The organism is Sphingopyxis terrae subsp. terrae NBRC 15098 (genome assembly GCF_001598815.1).
GTDB lineage: Bacteria > Pseudomonadota > Alphaproteobacteria > Sphingomonadales > Sphingomonadaceae > Sphingopyxis > Sphingopyxis terrae.
Genome location: NZ_BCZQ01000004.1, coordinates 137925 through 154848, shown reverse-complemented (window position 1 = coordinate 154848; position 16924 = coordinate 137925). Strand labels below are relative to the sequence as shown.

General features: G+C 65.2%; 13 protein-coding genes and 1 tRNA gene. 9 read left to right on the top strand and 5 right to left on the bottom strand.

Annotated elements, in window-relative coordinates; genetic code table 11:
• Nucleotides 1–14 precede the first annotated feature (14 nt).
• The 3 genes from STE01S_RS03480 to tkt all read right to left on the bottom strand — a co-directional run bounded on the left by STE01S_RS03480 (nt 15) and on the right by tkt (nt 4361).
• A complete protein-coding gene (locus STE01S_RS03480) occupies nt 15–1211 on the bottom strand; it encodes a phosphoglycerate kinase (protein WP_062764903.1) in 1197 nt (398 codons plus the stop codon).
• A 137-nt stretch (nt 1212–1348) separates the two neighbouring features.
• Nucleotides 1349–2356, bottom strand: a complete 1008-nt coding sequence (gene gap, locus STE01S_RS03475; RefSeq protein WP_062764900.1) for a type I glyceraldehyde-3-phosphate dehydrogenase — start codon at nt 2354–2356, stop codon at nt 1349–1351.
• A 37-nt stretch (nt 2357–2393) separates the two neighbouring features.
• Nucleotides 2394–4361, bottom strand: a complete 1968-nt coding sequence (gene tkt / locus STE01S_RS03470; RefSeq protein WP_062764897.1) for a transketolase — start codon at nt 4359–4361, stop codon at nt 2394–2396.
• Between the two features lie 147 nt (nt 4362–4508).
• Between tkt and STE01S_RS03465 the strand changes: the two genes are divergently transcribed.
• The 5 genes from STE01S_RS03465 to STE01S_RS03445 all read left to right on the top strand — a co-directional run bounded on the left by STE01S_RS03465 (nt 4509) and on the right by STE01S_RS03445 (nt 7502).
• Nucleotides 4509–4709, top strand: a complete 201-nt coding sequence (locus tag STE01S_RS03465; RefSeq protein WP_062764894.1) for a hypothetical protein — start codon at nt 4509–4511, stop codon at nt 4707–4709.
• The gene (locus STE01S_RS03460; RefSeq protein ID WP_003051532.1) at nt 4702–5130 is read left to right on the top strand and encodes a cell division protein ZapA; all 429 of its coding nucleotides are present in this window, start codon (nt 4702–4704) and stop codon (nt 5128–5130) included. The genes STE01S_RS03465 and STE01S_RS03460 overlap by 8 nt, the downstream gene beginning before the upstream one ends.
• A gap of 224 nt (nt 5131–5354) precedes the next feature.
• A complete protein-coding gene (locus tag STE01S_RS03455; RefSeq protein WP_062764891.1) occupies nt 5355–5933 on the top strand; it encodes a 5-formyltetrahydrofolate cyclo-ligase in 579 nt (192 codons plus the stop codon).
• Nucleotides 5930–6172 (top strand): DUF2842 domain-containing protein, encoded by a 243-nt coding sequence (locus tag STE01S_RS03450; protein WP_003051523.1) that lies wholly within the window; start codon nt 5930–5932, stop codon nt 6170–6172. The genes STE01S_RS03455 and STE01S_RS03450 overlap by 4 nt, the downstream gene beginning before the upstream one ends.
• A 58-nt stretch (nt 6173–6230) precedes the next feature.
• Nucleotides 6231–7502, top strand: coding sequence for a hypothetical protein (locus STE01S_RS03445; protein WP_162928193.1), 1272 nt, complete (start codon nt 6231–6233; stop codon nt 7500–7502).
• 32 nt (nt 7503–7534) lie between these two features.
• Here the strand turns inward: STE01S_RS03445 and STE01S_RS03440 are convergent.
• Together STE01S_RS03440 and STE01S_RS03435 are read right to left on the bottom strand one after the other, a co-directional pair.
• Nucleotides 7535–7611 (bottom strand) — tRNA-Asp (locus tag STE01S_RS03440).
• A 43-nt stretch (nt 7612–7654) separates the two neighbouring features.
• Nucleotides 7655–8851 carry an AI-2E family transporter gene (locus tag STE01S_RS03435; protein WP_062764885.1) on the bottom strand — a complete coding sequence of 399 codons (1197 nt, stop codon included), beginning with the start codon at nt 8849–8851 and terminating at the stop codon, nt 7655–7657.
• A 209-nt stretch (nt 8852–9060) separates the two neighbouring features.
• On the opposite strand from STE01S_RS03435, the gene STE01S_RS03430 reads away from it, so the two are divergent.
• From STE01S_RS03430 to STE01S_RS03415, 4 genes are all read left to right on the top strand, one after another.
• Nucleotides 9061–10062 carry a DUF11 domain-containing protein gene (locus tag STE01S_RS03430; RefSeq protein ID WP_062764882.1) on the top strand — a complete coding sequence of 334 codons (1002 nt, stop codon included), beginning with the start codon at nt 9061–9063 and terminating at the stop codon, nt 10060–10062.
• Between the two features lie 11 nt (nt 10063–10073).
• Entirely contained in the window at nt 10074–10538 is a 465-nt protein-coding gene (locus STE01S_RS03425) for a hypothetical protein (protein WP_255265868.1), read from the top strand.
• A gap of 73 nt (nt 10539–10611) precedes the next feature.
• Entirely contained in the window at nt 10612–11676 is a 1065-nt protein-coding gene (locus STE01S_RS03420; RefSeq protein ID WP_062764878.1) for a DUF11 domain-containing protein, read from the top strand.
• Nucleotides 11677–11737: 61 nt separating this feature from the next.
• A complete protein-coding gene (locus STE01S_RS03415; protein WP_062764875.1) occupies nt 11738–16867 on the top strand; it encodes a DUF11 domain-containing protein in 5130 nt (1709 codons plus the stop codon).
• The last annotated feature ends 57 nt before the right edge of the window (nt 16868–16924 follow it).

Genomic DNA, 16924 nt, shown 5'->3' with positions numbered 1-16924 from the left:
CCCTTCAGCCCCTATCAACTCCGCAACGCATCGACACCGGGAAGCGGCTTTCCTTCCATCCATTCGAGGAAGGCGCCGCCTGCGGTCGAAACAAAGGTGAACTCGTCCGCAACGCCGGCATGGTTGAGCGCGGCGACGGTATCGCCGCCGCCGGCAACCGAAATCAGCGACCCTTCGCGCGTCAACGCCGCCGCCGTCCGGGCGAGCGCGACGGTTGCGGCGTCGAACGGCGCAATCTCGAAAGCGCCGAGCGGACCGTTCCACACCAGCGTGCGGCAGCTTTTCAGCACGTCACCGAGCGCCTCGACCGCCGCAGGCCCGACATCGAGGATCATCTCGTCCGCCGCGACTTCGTGGATGTTCACGGTGCGCGTCGGCGGGTTCGCGGCAAATTCTTTCGCGACGACCACGTCATAGGGCAGATGGATGGTGCAGCCTGCGGCATCCGCCGCGTCGAAAATCGCGTTGGCGGTATCGACGAGGTCGTGCTCGCACAGCGACTTGCCGACATCGACGCCGCGCGCCGCGAGGAAAGTGTTCGCCATCCCGCCGCCGATGATCAGATGATCGACCTTGCCGACAAGGTTGCGCAGCACGTCGATCTTGCTCGACACTTTCGCGCCGCCGACAACCGCCGCAACCGGATGCGCGGGATTGCCGAGCACGGCGTCGAGCGCCTTGAGTTCGGCCTCCATCGCGCGGCCGGCATAGGCGGGCAGCCGATGGGCAATGCCCTCGGTCGAGCCATGCGCGCGGTGCGCCGCCGAAAAGGCATCGTTGACATAGATGTCGCCGATTTCGGCAAGCGCATCGGCGAACGCGGGGTCGTTCTTTTCCTCACCCGCATGAAAGCGCGTATTTTCGAGCACGGCGACGTCGCCGGGCGCGAGGACGGCAACGCCCGCCTTGGCGCCTTCGCCGATGCAATCGGGAATGAACATCACCGAATGGCCGAGGACGTCGGCGACGCCGTCGATGACGAGGCTGAGCGACTGGGTCGGGTTCTTCGCCCCTTTCGGACGGCCGAAATGGGCGAGCAGCAGAACGATGGCACCCTTGTCCGACAGTTCGCGGATCGTCGGCATCGCTGCGCGAATTCGCGTGTCGTCGGCGACGGCGCCGTCGGACATCGGCACGTTGAGATCGACGCGCACCAGCACCTTCTTGCCGGTGACGTCACCGATGTCGTCGAGCGTCTTGAAATCTGCCATCTCTCACTCCGATCCCGGAGTGTTCCCCCGCGAAGGCGGGGGTCCATCTCCTGCGCTCTTGTCCCCTGATCACCGCCGGTTTCATTCCGATGCGGTCGGAGAGGGGCCCCCGCCTTCGCAGGGGCACCAGAATATTGTTAAAGGAACTTCGCGATCACGCCCGCCGTGTCGATCATGCGGTTCGAGAAGCCCCATTCATTGTCGTACCAGCTCAGCACGCGCACCAGCTTGCCGTCGATAACCGCGGTTTCGAGGCTGTCGATGGTCGAGCTGGCGGCATTATGGTTGAAGTCGATCGAAACCAGCGGTTCCTCGGTATAACCAAGGACGCCCTTCAGCGCGCCTTCGGCGGCAGCCTTGAGCACCGCGTTCACTTCTTCCTTGGTCGTTTCGCGCGACGGGGTGAAAGTGAGGTCGATCACCGACACATTGGGGGTCGGAACGCGGATCGACGATCCGTCGAGCTTGCCCTTCAGTTCGGGCAGGACGAGGCCGACGGCGACCGCAGCACCGGTCGAGGTCGGGATCATCGACATTGCGGCGGCACGGGCGCGGCGCGGATCGTCGTGGATCTGGTCGAGGATCTTCTGGTCGTTGGTATAGGCGTGGATCGTCGTCATCAGGCCGCGCTCGATACCGATCGCTTCGTGCAGCACCTTCGCGAAGGGCGCGAGGCAGTTGGTGGTGCAGGACGCGTTCGAGATGATCCGGTGATCGGCGGTGATCTGGCTGTCATTGACGCCGTAAACGACGGTCAGGTCGACTTCCTTGGCGGGCGCCGAAATGAGTACGCGCTTCGCGCCCGCGTCGAGATGCTTCTGGCCGCCGGCTTTGTTGGTGAAGAAGCCGGTGCATTCCATCACGATGTCCACGCCGTTGGCGGCGTGCGGCAGGGCGGCGGGATCGCGCTCGGCAGTGACCTGGATGCGCTTGCCGTTGATGATCAGGTCGTTGTCATCGACTTCGACGGTGCCGTTGAAGGCGCCATGAACCGAGTCATGGCGAAGCAGGCGGGCATTGGCCTTGGCATCGCCCAGATCGTTGATCGACACCAGTTCAAGGTCGTGATCGGTGCGCTCGAGAAGGGCGCGCGCCACATTGCGGCCGATGCGTCCGAAACCGTTGATTGCGACTTTCACTGCCATGTCGGTTAGTCCTTTCTGCGGAAGGTGGCGGCCGGTCTTATGCGCCGAGCCGCGCCAGAATCTTGGGGGTGATGGCGTCGACCGTCAGGCCGAAATGCCGGTAGAGATCGTCGATCGGCGCCGACGCGCCGAAGCTGTCGATGCCGAAGCGCAGGCCATGGCGGCCGGTGTAGCGTTCCCAGCCGAAGGTCGTCCCGGCCTCGATCGAGACGATCAGGGCATCGTCGGGCAGCAGATCGGCCTGATAGGCCGCATCCTGTTCGTCGAACAATTCGGTCGACACCATCGAAACGACATCGGCACCCTGCCCCGCCGCTTCGAGCTTTTCGGCGACATCGAGCGCCAGCGACACTTCGGAACCGGTCGCGACCAGCACGACCTTGCGCGCCGCGGCGGCGCTGCGAAGGCGATAACCGCCTTTCAAGCAAAGATTTTCCGTGACGTCATGACGCAGCGGCGGCAGATTCTGGCGCGTGAGTGCGAGGAGCGTCGGACGGCTGTCCTGCGCGAGCGCGATCGCCCAGCATTCGGCCGTCTCAACCGCGTCGGCCGGGCGCATCACGAGCAGATTGGGCATGGCGCGCAGCGACTGCAGATGCTCGATCGGCTGGTGCGTCGGTCCATCCTCGCCGAGCCCGATGCTGTCGTGCGTCATCACGTAAACGACGCGCTGACGCTGGAGCGCTGACAGGCGGATCGCGCCGCGGCAATAGTCCGAAAAGACCAGGAAAGTGCCGCCATAGGGGATCACGCCGCCGTGCAGCGCCATCCCGTTCATCGCCGCCGACATGCCGAATTCGCGGATGCCATAATAGATGTAGCGACCCGAATAATCGTTCCGGTTCAGCGGCTTGGTCGACGATGTCTTGGTATTGTTCGAGCCGGTAAGGTCGGCGCTGCCACCAACAAGCGAGGCGATGTCGGCGGTGAGCGCGGTCAGCGCATTTTCCGACGCCTTGCGCGTCGCGACCTTCGGCGGTTCGGCAACCAGCCCGTCGAGATAGGCCTTGAAAGCATCACCCGGCGCGACCTTGCCGCTCAGGCGATCCTCAAAATCCGTTTTCTTATCGCTACTTGCAAGGCGATCATTCCACGCAGCATGAAGTGACTGGCCGCGCTGGCCAAAGCCGCGCCATGCGTCGGCAATGTCGGCGGGAATGACGAACGGTTCGGCGGTCCAGCCCATATTGGCGCGCGCCGCCGCCACCTCGTCGGCGCCGAGCGGCGAGCCATGCGTCGCCGATGTGCCCTGCTTGTTCGGCGCGCCGAAGCCGATCAGCGTCTTGCACGCGATCAGCGACGGGCGGCCGTCCGCCAGCGCCGCGTCGATCGCGCGGCGAATATCGGCAGCATCATGGCCATCGCAGCTGTCGACATGCCAACCGGTCGCCGCATAACGCGCTTTCACGTCCTCGCTGGTCGAAAGGTCGGTCGACCCGTCGATCGTGATCTTGTTGTCGTCCCACAGCACGATCAGGCGGCCGAGGCCCAGATGGCCGGCCAAGCCGATCGCTTCGTGATTGATGCCTTCCATCAGGCAGCCGTCGCCGGCGATGACCCAGGTGCGATGGTCGACGAGGTCGTCGCCGTAAATGGCATTGAGATGGCGCTCGGCGATCGCCATGCCGACCGCGGTCGCAAGCCCCTGACCCAGCGGCCCCGTGGTCGTTTCGACGCCAGCGAGTTCGAAATTTTCGGGGTGCCCGGCGCAGGGACTGTTCAGCTGGCGGAAATTGCGGATTTCCTCCATCGTCGGGTGCGCATAGCCCGCGAGATGGAGCGTCGCATAGGCGAGCATCGAGCCATGGCCCGCCGACAGGACGAATCGGTCGCGATCGGCCCATTTCGGATCGGTCGGATCGAATTTCAGATAATCCGAATAGAGGACGGTCGCGACGTCGGCCATGCCCATCGGCATCCCGGGGTGACCGCTGTTCGCGGCCTGTACGGCGTCCATCGCAAGCGCGCGGATCGCGTTGGCGAGCTGGCGTTCGGGCAGTGTCATCTTTTCCCCGCTTATGTCTGGGCTGGCGTGCGCGACTGCCCTTTGCGGCGGCGCCGCCGAGAGTCAACCGCCCGCGGCAAGAATTCGCGCGCATTTCGGCGCCGACAGGCGATTGCACCCCTCCCCCGGCGCTGCTACCCCTGTGGCATGGAACTCGATCTCGACGAATCCAGCCTCGCCATCGGCCGCATCGAGCGCGCGCTGAGCCGCATCGAAAAGAGCCTGGCCGAGCGCGCAGAACGCGGCGCATCCGTTCAACCGACAAGCGATCAATCGGCCCTGAAAGCCGAAGTTAACGCTGTTATCGGTGAACTGGACCGACTGATTGCGGAGGCGAATCGTGGCTGATGTCCGACTGAACATAGCCGGGCGCACCTATGACCTGACCTGCGCCGACGGCGAGGAGCCGCAGCTTCAGAAGCTCGCCGGGCTGATCGACGAAAAGGTCCGCGCCATCCCCGGCAGCACCGAGGTACGCCAGCTTCTCTTCGCGGCGCTCATGCTCGCCGACGAGGCGCAGGAAGCAAAGGCCAAGGTCGACAGGTCCGAGCCCCAATCCGATTCGCTGCGCGCCGCGGTTGCGCTAGCGGAAAGCCGCGAAACGCAGGCGCGTGACGAACTCGCTGCGGCCCGCAGGGAAATCGAGGCACTTAAGGCCGCGCCGCCGCCCGCTGTAGCAGCCGCGCCGCGCACAACGCACGACCGCGCACTGCTCCAGATCGCCGACCGGATCGAAGCGCTCGCCGCAAAGGTTGAGCAAAGCGCTTGAGGATGGGGCCCCGCGTCCCTAAATAGGCATCGGCGGGTACTGCCCGGCACGAGCCGTTGCGAAAATCCCTGAGGCGATACATCATCCAAGGGAGCTGTCCCTGCCCGGACCCTAGTCCGACGTACATGGCCCCCACCTGACGTTACTGGCGTCAGAGGATCTTCCGGAAACCGACCCATGGTGGTCCCGCCAACCCGACAGGCTTTGAAGGAGGCCCGGCCCGCATGACGCCCGACCTCGCTTCGCAGAAACAGGCGCTGCGCGAACGATTGCGTTTTCGCCGCCGCCATTTCGTCGCCAATCTCGACCCGATGGGGCGGCTCGCTGCCTTTCGCGCCGTTCCCGACACGCTCCGCAAGCTGCTCGATGCCAGCCCTGCCGTCGGCGCCTATGCACCGTGGGGCGACGAACCCGATATCCGACCGCTGCTGCTGCTGGATGGCCGGCGCATCGCGCTGCCGCATCACGCAGACCGCACGGCCGCCATGACCTTTCGGATATCGGACGATGGCGATGCGCTTCGAAAAGGGCCGTGGGGATCGCCCCAGCCGCCCGACAGTGCCGAAATCGCGCATCCCGACATCATCCTCTGCCCGCTCGTCGGTTTCGACCGCCACGGCGGCCGTCTCGGCCAGGGAGGCGGGCATTATGACCGGTTCTTTGCCGAAAATCCGGCAGTTCCGCGTATCGGGATCGGCTGGTCGGTGCAGGAAGTTGACACTGTTCCCATTGAACAAACCGATATTTTGCTCGATGCGGTCCTGACCGAGCAGGAATATATCATTACCGGAGACCGATTGTGAGCGAGCCCCCCGCCGATCCGCAGCCAAGCTGGCGCAAGCCGACCGGCATCCTTCTGATCTTGGCGCTGATCACGGCGTGGGCGGCGGCCGTCGTCAGCCTCTCGCCGTGGGTCGGCGGCTGGCCGGTGCTGGTGCAGGCGATTTTCTATCTCGTCGCGGGGATCGCCTGGGTATGGGTGCTGCCGCTGCGGCCACTGCTGTGCTGGATGGAAACCGGGCGCTGGCGCGCCCCACAATAGGGATTGGCACCGCCCGATTATTCGATAGCCTGCGCGCACCATTGGGGAGGCAGGCGCGATGCGGGTATTTATGGGAACGGCGGCTGTCCTGTCGCTGATTTTGGCGAGCACCCCGGCGGCGGCGCGTGATGACGGCCTGCGCAAGCAGGTGAAGGCGCTCGTCAAGGCGTGCCCCGCCGCTGCCAAAGGCTATAATCTTGCCGCCTTGACGCCCGACGGCCTGGCCACGCCGGACTATCGGGCAAGGTTTGAAGAATGGGCCGGGGCGCCCGATCCCGATACGCAACCGGGTAGCGGCGGCGCAACGATCATGCTGCGCGGCGTGATCGGTTCAAGCATCACGCAGGATATCCGCTTTTCGACCGTCAGCACCCTGTGGCGCGACGCGGCCGGGGCATGGCAAGTCTTGCGCGTCGATCATGGGACGCTGCCGCCCGTGCCACCGCCCCCGCCGCCCCCCGAATTGTTCGAAGAGCCCGATGCGGCCTATGGTTTCATGACCGAGCAGGTCAAGCCCGCCCCCGACAAGAGCCGCCGCGTCCAGCGCGGCCGCCTGCTTCCGGCGGCGGCGGCGGAACTCGATCGCCTGCTTGCCGATCCCTGTCTGCAACTCGAACAGATGGGGCTGACGGCGCACCGCAGCAAAAGCGAGGTTCCGCCCTGCCCCTTCGACTATGCCGGGTCGACGATCGAGGTGACGCGCGATGCGCGAAGCTGGCTGATTTCGACCGATTGCCGGCGCGAATTGCCGAGCGCGAAGATCGCCGACATTCTCTTTTATCCGCAGGCCGATGTCCCCATGCCCGACTGGGACAGGACAGCGTGCGCCGATTGCGTCCGCTATGTCCTTGTCGCCGAATATTTCCGGCGCGCCGAGCGGACTGGCGACGCCGCGACCGATGCGGTGATCACCCGCGCTTATGCTGCCGTTGCCGGACGCGATTATGCCGGGGCGCGGCGCTTGCTCGAGCCGTTGGCAAGCGAGACGTCCGCCTATCCGCTGCGTTGGCTGCTGATGCCCGAACTCGCGTGGCTACGCGACAAGACCGGCGATACGGACGGCGCAATCACGCTGCTCGCCATCGCAGGCGCAGCGGCCGATTATCAGCGAGGCCGGCTGCGCTGCGATGCCCCGATCGGCAATCTCACCGAATTTCAGGACGTCATGCAGCGGCGTTTCGGCATTGCGCAAATCTGCGATGCGCCGGAGCAACTCGCCATCCCCGACGGGTTCGATATGGCGTCGGTGGAGCTTGCCCGGCAGAAGGCCGGTGCGATCGAATATCCGATATACTCACGAAAGACGGAAGCGACCCAAGCCAAGGATTGAAGGAGGCGCCACCTGCCGAAATTCAGGGCAAGTGGCGCGAGTGACGGGGCTCGAACCCGCGACCTCCGGCGTGACAGGCCGGCGCTCTAACCAACTGAGCTACACCCGCTTGCGCTTGGGAGCCGCGCCAATATTGCCCTCGTCCCGACCTGTCAACCGTCCCGATCAAACTCTTTTCGATTTAATCGCTCGCGCATCTCTTCGGTCGCGGTGAGCGTCCCATGTTCGAATAGAAAACCGGCAAGATCAGGCGTGCCGGTCGAGGCAAGGACGGTCTGCACGATCAGGAGCAGCGGCACCGCAAGCAGCGCCCCCGGCGTCCCCCACACCCATCCCCAAAAGCTGAGCGAGACGAGAATCAGCAGTGGATTGACGGTCAGCCGCCGCCCCAACACCAGCGGCGTGATCAAATTCGCCTCGACCAGATGCACCCCAATGAAGATGACGGCCGGCAACAGCGCGACCCCGACCGCATCGAAGGTCATCAGCCCGCCCAGACCCAGGAGCATCGCGGCGACGATCGGCCCGAGATAGGGCACGAAATTGCACAGCGAGACGATGCCGCCCCACATGAAGGGCGACGGCATGCCAAGCGCCCACAGCAACAACGAGACGATCAGTCCCAGCAGCGCATTGATCATCGTGATCGTCGCGAGATAGTCGGCAGTCGCATCGACGACATTCTGGATCACGCGCGCGGTCTGCATCGCGCCGTCGAAGCTGCCGCGCCGGCGGATCGTGCTGCGCCGCAGCCGCGTCCATCCCGCGAGGAAGAAGAAGATCACGAGAACCGCGAAGAGAAGCTGCACCGCAGCCGCCGGCGCGGCCGAGATGAAATAGTCGACGACCGAGGTTGGCGTTGTGGCGGCCATGGCCTGCGCGGTCGCTTCGGACCCGCTCGCGACCGAGGTCAATGTGCGGTCGACGAATTTCTGCAAGGTCGAATAGAAATCGATCACCGGCGCCAGATTGGTCTGGATGCGCGGGATCGATTCGGGGATGCGCGCGAACCATCCCGTCGCCGGAACGACGATGATCGCCAGCGCCGCGTTGACCAGCATCAGAAAGCTCGAGAGCGCCAAAAAGGCCGCCAGCGCCGACGGAACGCGGCGCCGCTCGAGCCATTCGAGCAGCGGAACGAGGGCAATGGAAACGACGATCGCCGCGGTGAGCGGCAGGAAGAATTCGGCGCCGGCCTGCAGCGCGAAGGGCAGCCCCAGGCAGAAGGCCGCACCAATGATAAGCGTCAGCGCCGCGAGCAACCGGTCCCGACGAAAATCATCGATCTCAACGCGTTGCGCTGCGTCTTTGAGCAAGGGTGGCACCTCCGGGTGCTCGCTGTCCTCCATTGCGTCGATCGCTCCCGTTGAACCCGATCCTCTTAGGCGCACTTTGGCGTCGGCGCCAGTGGCGCCCGAATGGATTGGCCCAATGGTGCGCCATTATTGCCCTGTCCCCATTTAGGACAAAAGGCCGAGTATTTTCACCATTTTAACCAGAAATTACCCTTTTTCCGCGAGGACGGCTCCCAAGGACCAGCAATTATGGAGCCAATTCGATGATGAAAGCGCCTGTGGGGGGCGCGAAGCATCAGCTTCTTCGACCCTCTTATTCCGCCCTGTTGCTTTGCGCGCTCGCCCTGCCGATGCAGGCGCATGCCGCCGGTACGGTAGCCGGATCAACCATCAGCAACACCGCCAGCGCCAGCTTCGACAACGGAGCGGGGACGCAGACGATCGATTCGAACACGGTCAACCTGCGCGTCGACGAGCTGCTCGACGTGACGGTTGCCTCGAACAACCCGTCGGATGTCGCAACGACGCCCGGTGGGACCAACCAGCTGCTTACGTTCACTGTGACCAACACCGGCAACGGGCAGGAAGCGTTCGGGCTCAGCACGATCGCCAATGTCGGCGGCGACAATTACGACCCGACCATCACCGGCATCTATATCGACAATGGCGACGGCATCTTCGATCCCGCCACCGACACGCTCTATACCGCCGGGTCGAACGATCCGGTGCTCAACCCCGACCAGAGCGCGCGCATTTTTGTCGTTGCGACGACGCCGGGGACGGTCGCCGACAATGATCGCGGCATCGTGACGCTGGTCGCGGCGGCCAAGATCGGCACCGGCGCCCCGGGCACCACCTTCGCGGGCCAGGGCCAGGGCGGCGGCGATGCGGTCGTCGGTTCAACCGGCGCCGACGGGCAGGACAATGGCGCCTACAAGGTGTCGGCGGCCACCGTCACGCTCGTCAAATCGGCGGTCGTCGCCGATCCGTTCGGCGGCAGCGAGCCCGTTCCGGGCGCGACGATCACCTACACGATCACCGCGACGGTCGCCGGCACGGGGTCGGTCGGCGGTCTTGCGATCACCGACAATATTCCGGCCGACACATCCTATGTCACCGGTTCGATCACTCTTGGCGGCGCGCCGCTGAGCGATGCGAGCGACGCCGATGCCGGCGACTACAACGGCACGCGGATCCGCGTGCAGCTCGGCACCGTCGCGGGCGGCCAGACCCGCACCGTTACCTTCAAGACCAAGATCGACTGATGGAGATTCGCATGCGCAAGGCTCTTTTCCTTCTGATCGCCGCCCTCGCACCGGCACAGGCGTTCGCCGCCAACCAGGTCGCGCTCGACAATAATGTCTTCGTCGAGCGGGTGACGACCGACGCGGCCGGCAAGCAGCGCGTCCTGCTCGAGGAACCGAAGGTCGTCGTTCCTGGCGACCGGCTGGTCTTCGTGCTCAACTATCGCAACGCGGGCGCGCAGCCTGCCGACAAGTTCGTCATCACCAATCCGATGCCCTCAGCGGTCCGTTTTGCGGGCGCCGGCGATATGCCGCCGCTCGTCTCGGTCGATGGCGGCAAGATGTGGGGACAGCTCGCCGATCTGACCGTGCCGATGGCCGACGGAACGCGCCGCCCGGCGCAGCCCGCCGATGTCACACACGTTCGCTGGGCGTTCCAGAAGCCGATCCCGGCGGGAGCAACCGGCAAGCTCATCTTCAGGGGAGTTGTAAAATAACCCTCTGATCATAACCGCTTAAAGGTCACCGGCGGTGGGGCAATAGGGGACCGAACAAGCCTGGAGTTCAGCTATGACCAGCAAGCTGACTTATGTGGGCGCCATCGGAATGACAGCGATCGCGTTGATCGCTGCCAGCCCGGCCTATGCGGCCGGCACGACCGCGGGCACCACCATTACGAATAACGTCACCGTCGACTATCAGGTCGGCGGCGTCGCACAGGGCCAGCAGACCGCGTCGAACAGCTTCGTCGTCGACCGCAAGATCAATCTGCTTGTCGAAGAAGTGGGTAGCGTCACGACCGAGGTCGTGCCGGGGCAAAGCAATGCCGTCACGACGTTCCAGTTGACGAATACGTCGAACGAAGTGCTCGATTTCGCACTGACGGCCAGCCAGATCGCTGGCGGGACGGCTGCGCATGGCGGCACCGACAGCTTCGATGTGAGCAACGTCCGCATCTACCGCGACAATATATCTTCGGGTACGGTCGGCAGCTTCGATGCGGCCGATACGCTCGTCACCTATATCGACGAGCTTGCAACCGATACGCCTATCCGGCTGTTCGTCGTCGCCGACGTCCCGGCCGGTGTTTCCACCGGTGCTGTTGCGGGCGTCCAGCTGCGCGCGACGGCACGCGAAGGTGGGGCTTCGGGCACGCAGGGCGCCGCGATTACGCAGACTGCCGGGGCCAATACGGCCGCCAAGGACACTGTCTTTGCGGACGTCGCCGGGGTGAATGACGCCAATCGCGACGCGTCGCATAGCGCCGCCGACGATTATACGGTCAAGACCGCGACACTCACTGTAACCAAGACCAGCCGCGTGGTCGACGATCCGTTTAACGGAACGACGAATCCGAAGCTGATCCCGGGCGCGACGGTGGAATATTGCATCCTCGTCGCCAACGCCGCGGGCGGTGCCAGCGCCACGTCGGTCGCAATCAACGACAGCGTCCCGACGCAGTTGACCTATGTCGCCGGTTCGGCGCGGGTCAACGGCACGGTTACGGCAGGCACCTGCAACACCGACGGCGTCGCGGCAGGGACCAACTATGCCGCGCCGGTCGTGTCGGGCACCGTTGCGACGGTGGCCGCGGGCGACACGCGCACCCTGTTGTTCCGCGCGACCGTCAACTGACAGGACCAGCGAAGGGGGCGGCGGCGCGCACGGCGCGGCACCGTCCCCTTCAGGACCGGCAATGACCTTCGGATCGAAAGCCCTCTCCTATGTGACCGCCCTGGTCGCGGCAGCCCTGCTGCCTGCGGCACCCGCGGCGCATGCGCAGGTGATTTCGAATACCGCGTCGGCGCAGTGGACGGGCAGCGGCGGCGTGGCGCAAACGCTCTCCAATCGCGTCGATGTGACGGTGGTTGCAAGGCCGCCCGAGCAGCCGGTCATAAGCACCTACCGCCTGGTCGACAGCGGCGGCACCAAATCGGTTCCGGTCGTTCCGACGCCCTGCGGCGGGTCGATCATCGCCGCACAGGGCCTGAGCGCCGCGAGCGCGGGCCAACTCATCCAGCTTGCCGGACCCTATGCCGGCCTGCCGACCAACCCCGCGTCGCTGCAGAGCACCGCCAGCTTCCGCGCGGGCGAAATGCTTGTCGTCGGCGTCACCCTCGCCTCCGCAAATACCGATCCGGCGCAGCGCGATCTGCTGCCCGTCAGCATCGACTTGCAGAATGGCGATCATGAACAGATCACGCTGACCGAAACCGCGCCAAACAGCGGCGAATTTGTCGGTATCATCAACACGATCGGCGTTCCGCCCGCCGTGGTTGCCGGCGATTGCCGCCTGTCGGTCACGCCGGGCGCGCCAATTCAGGTCCGCGTCACCGATCGCGCCAATGCGAGCCTTGTCGCCATCGCGACGATCGACTTTCTGGTCGATCCCTTCGGCATCGTCTTCGACAGCGGCGATGGTTCGCCCGTCGCGGGCAGCCGCGTCACGCTGATCGACGCAGCAACCGGCCAGCCGGCGCAGGTGTTCGGCGACGACGGAACCTCCTCCTACCCGTCCACGGTCGTCACCGGGCAGAATGTCACCGACAGCGGAGGCACGGTCTATACCTTCCCCGCGGGCGACTATCGCTTTCCCTTTGTGGCGCCCGGCACCTATCGACTGCTCGTCGAACCGCCCGCGCCTTACACCGCGCCCTCGGCTTCCAGCCCTGCGGATCTTGCCAGCTTGCGCCGTCCCGATGACGGTCAGCCCTTCACGATCACCGACGCGAGCTACAGCCGCGCCTTCACGCTTTCCAGCCCTGCCCCGGTGCGGGTCGATATTCCCGTCGATCAGCCCGGCCAGCCATTGGTGATCGCCAAGACGACTTCGACGCAGGTAGCGGTGCCTGGCGATGTCGTCCAGTATCGCATTACGGTGTCGAACCGCGATGCGCGGCGGACGACCGGTGCGGTGACGGTCAGCGACCAGTTGCCCGCCGGGATGCGCCTTCGCGCCGATACGGTCCGCATCGACGGCACGCGCGTCGACCCGACCGTCGCAGCCGACGGACGCAGCTTCAGCGTCGCCCTCCCCGCAATTGCGCCCTCGGCGTCGGTGCTGCTGACCTATGTCGCCGAAGTCACCGTTTCGGCGCAGCCGGGGAGCGCGCTCAATCGCGCGACGGCGCAGGACAACCGCGGGACCGTCAGCAATGTCGCCGAAGCGACGATCGCGATCAAACGCGACCAGCTTGGCGACCGTATGACGATCATCGGCCGTATCACCGACGGCGGCTGCGCCGTCGACCCGGGCAAGGCGCGCGGAATCGGCGGCGTCCGCGTGATGCTCCAGGACGGCAGCTACACCGTCACCGACGAGGATGGGCGCTATCATTTCGAAGGCGTTCGCCCCGGCCTGCACGTCGTCCAGATCGATCCTTCGACCCTTCCGCTCGATCGCGCGCCGGTCGATTGCGCCCGCTCGACCGTCGATGCCGGCAGTGCGATCTCGCGCTTCGTCGAAGGTCGCGGCGGTTCGCTGAAGCGCGCCGATTTCCGCGCCGCGATAAGCGCGCCGCGCGCCGCCCCGGCAACCAATCCTGCCGAAACCCGCAAAACCCTCAGCGATCCCGAAGCCGCAGGTGCCAATCGCGACTGGCTTGCCGGCCAGGCACCCGGCATCGGCTGGTTGTTCCCCGAACCCGATCATAATCCGCGCGCCAAGTCGATCCGCGCCGCTGTCAAGCATCTGCCGGGACAGCGCGTGACGCTCAGCATCAGTGGCAAGCCGGTCAATGCGCTCAATTTCGAGGGCGTCAGCAAGTCGGCCGACGGGAGCGTCGCCGTCAGCGTCTGGCGCGGGATCGAGATTACCGAGGGTGAGAATCGCCTCGAAGCAAAGGTCGAGGATGCGAACGGCGCGCCATTGCAGACGATCCAGCGCAATGTCCATTATTCGATCACGCCGATGCGCGCGACGCTGGTGCGCGACAAATCGGTGCTTGTGGCGGACGGTGTCACGCGCCCGGTGATCGCGGTGCGTCTGACCGATCGCGACGGCAAGCCGATCCGCGCGGGACTGACGGGCGATTTCAGCGTCCCCGCACCCTATTACCCGGCGGTCGAGGCCGAAGCGCAGCAGGCGCGCCAGCTTGCCGGGCTCGAACGCGCGCAGCCGGTCTGGAAGACCGAAGGCGACGACGGGCTGGCCTTCATCGAGCTCGAACCGACGACCGCTTCGGGAACACTGACGATCGATTTCCGCTTTCGCGATACCAAAGTCGAGCGCCAGCAGACGATCGAAACCTGGCTCGATCCGGGCAATCGCCCCTGGACCGTGGTGGGCTTTGCAGCCGGCACGCTCGGTTACAATACGCTGGACGACCGGATGGAAGCCGTCGCGGAGAAGCTCGACGACCTCAACGCCGACGCCCGGCTCGCGCTCTATGCCAAGGGTCGCATCCAGGGCAAATGGCTGATGACGCTGGCCTATGACAGCGACAAGGAACAGGACGACGCGCGATTTGGCGGCGTGATCGATCCGCGCGCCTATTACACCATCTACGCCGACCGCAACGAGACGCGCTATGATGCCGCGTCGGTTCGCAAGCTCTATCTGCGGCTCGAACGGCCGCAATTCTATGCGATGTTCGGCGATTTCGAGACGGGCATTTCGGAGCCGCAGCTCGCCCGCTATCAGCGCGCGCTCAACGGTGCCAAGGCGGAGTATCGCGGGCGCAACCTCGCCGCGACGGCCTTCGCCGCCGATACGCCCTACCGCTTCCGCCGCGACGAGATTCAGGGCAATGGCCTGACCGGTCCCTATCAGCTCGCTGCGCGGGACATTCTGCCGAACAGCGACCGCATCACGATCGAAACGCGCGACCGGCTGCACAGCGAACGCATCGTCGATAGCAAGACGCTGACGCGCAACATCGACTATGACATCGATTACGCCGCTGGCACGCTGCGCTTTCGCGAGCCGATACTCAGCCGGTCCTCGGCGCTAGATTCGCAGTTTATCGTCGCCGAATATGAAGTCGATGGCGTCGGCGAACGCGTGCTCAATGCCGGCGGCCGCGTAAGCTATCGCAGCGACGACGACCGGCTGCGCGTCGGCGCGACGCTGATCCACGACGAGGATAATGATCGCAAAACCAACCTCGGCGGCGTCGATGCGCGCTTCCGGCCCGATACCGATACCGAGGTTCGCGCCGAAATCGCGGTCAGCGACGCCAGCAGCAAGGCGGGCAGCAGCAACAGCAGTGCCACCGGAACCGCGAAGGCATGGCTGATCGAGGCCGAGCATCACAGCAGCAGCGCCGACTTCCTGGCCTATGTCCGCGAACAGGAAAGCGGATTCGGCACCGGTCAGATCAGCAGCAGCGAAAACGGCACGCGCAAGTTCGGCTTCGACGGACGGCTGCGCGTTGGACGCCAGCTTTCGGTGACGGGCAGCGCGTGGCAGGAAGATTATCTTGACACCGATGCCCGCCGCCGGGCGGCGCGCGCGCTGGTCGAATATGACAATGGCACCACGCTGCTGCGCGCCGGACTGACCCACGCCGACGACCGGCTCAGCGACGGCAGCACGAACAAATCCGACATCGTCCAGCTCGGTGCGACGCAGCGGCTGTTCGACAAGCGCCTCGAACTCGATGCGCAGAGCGAATTTGCCTTGGGCGGACAGGATGCAAGCGTCGATTTCCCGACCCGTCAGCGGCTCGGCGCGCGGTTCGCGATCACGCGCGACGTCAATCTGGTCGGTAGCTACGAAATCGCCGACGGCAGCAGCGTGAAGGCCCGCACCGCGCGGCTGGGCTTCGACCTCGCGCCGTGGGCCGGGGCGCGCCTGCTCGCGACCGCGAACCAGCAGGATATCAGCGAATATGGCCCGCGCAGCTTTGCGGCCTATGGCCTGTCGCAGTCGCTGCGGCTCGGCGAGCGTTGGTCGGTCGATCTGTCGGTCGACGGAAACCGCACCTTGGGCGGTATCCGCGCGGGCGATGTGTTGAACGCGGGTCAGCCTGCGGCGTCGGGTGGTTTCCTTGCGGGCAACGGGACGCTGACCGAGGATTTCGTGGCGGTCAGCACCGGCGCCACCTATCGCGCCGATCGCTGGACGATCACGGGCCGCGCCGAATATCGCGATGGCGAGCTTGCCAATCGCTATGGCCTCACGCTCGGCGGGCTGCGCCAGCTTGGCGAAGGCCGGGCGCTCGGCGCGCTCTTCACCTATGCGAAGGCCAGCGGCACCGGCACCACGCCATCGACCGAAGTGATCCAGTTTGAACTCAGCTGGGCGCATCGTCCCGCCGATTCGCGGCTGTCCTGGCTCAACAAGACCGAAGTCCGTTCGGACAAGGTGCGCGATGCAGTCGCGGGTCAGGCCGGGCCGATCGGCGGCGCCGCGCTGACAATCGATGGCGATGCCACCAGCCGCCGCGTCATCAATAGCCTGTCGGTCAACTGGTCGCCGCTCGGTGATCGCGGCGATCGGCGCGACGGCGATGGGCTATGGTATGAACGCGGCGAATTCGGCTTCTTCTGGGGCACGCGCTATAATTTCGACCGCTTCGGCGCCGATGACGTCAAAGGCTGGTCGAACATGTTCGGCGCCGACTTCCGCTTCAACCTGGGCGAGCATGTCGATGTCGGCGCCTCGGGCAGCGTTCGCGTCGGAACCGGCGGCGATACCGTCGCCTGGGCCGCCGGCCCGACGCTGACTCTCGCGCCGATGACCAATGCGAATGTCACCTTCGGCTATAATTTCGCGGGCTTCCACGACCGCGATTTCGAGGACGCGCGCTTCGCCCGCTCGGGCGCCTATGTGACCTTCAAGCTGAAGTTCGACCAGACGAGCTTTGCCGGGCTGGGATTGTAACGCAGCTTGGATAGCCGTCATTGCGAGCGCAGCGAAGCTCCTCGCAATGACGACATA

Coding starts and splice junctions, on each gene's coding strand:
- STE01S_RS03455 (WP_062764891.1), top strand. CDS start 5,355: ATGACGCCCGACCTCGCTTCGCAGAAACAGGCGCTGCGCGAACGATTG.
- tkt (WP_062764897.1), bottom strand. CDS start 4,361: ATGACACTGCCCGAACGCCAGCTCGCCAACGCGATCCGCGCGCTTGCG.
- gap (WP_062764900.1), bottom strand. CDS start 2,356: ATGGCAGTGAAAGTCGCAATCAACGGTTTCGGACGCATCGGCCGCAAT.
- STE01S_RS03465 (WP_062764894.1), top strand. CDS start 4,509: ATGGAACTCGATCTCGACGAATCCAGCCTCGCCATCGGCCGCATCGAG.
- STE01S_RS03430 (WP_062764882.1), top strand. CDS start 9,061: ATGATGAAAGCGCCTGTGGGGGGCGCGAAGCATCAGCTTCTTCGACCC.
- STE01S_RS03435 (WP_062764885.1), bottom strand. CDS start 8,851: ATGGAGGACAGCGAGCACCCGGAGGTGCCACCCTTGCTCAAAGACGCA.
- STE01S_RS03420 (WP_062764878.1), top strand. CDS start 10,612: ATGACCAGCAAGCTGACTTATGTGGGCGCCATCGGAATGACAGCGATC.
- STE01S_RS03480 (WP_062764903.1), bottom strand. CDS start 1,211: ATGGCAGATTTCAAGACGCTCGACGACATCGGTGACGTCACCGGCAAG.
- STE01S_RS03425 (WP_255265868.1), top strand. CDS start 10,074: ATGCGCAAGGCTCTTTTCCTTCTGATCGCCGCCCTCGCACCGGCACAG.
- STE01S_RS03445 (WP_162928193.1), top strand. CDS start 6,231: ATGCGGGTATTTATGGGAACGGCGGCTGTCCTGTCGCTGATTTTGGCG.
- STE01S_RS03415 (WP_062764875.1), top strand. CDS start 11,738: ATGACCTTCGGATCGAAAGCCCTCTCCTATGTGACCGCCCTGGTCGCG.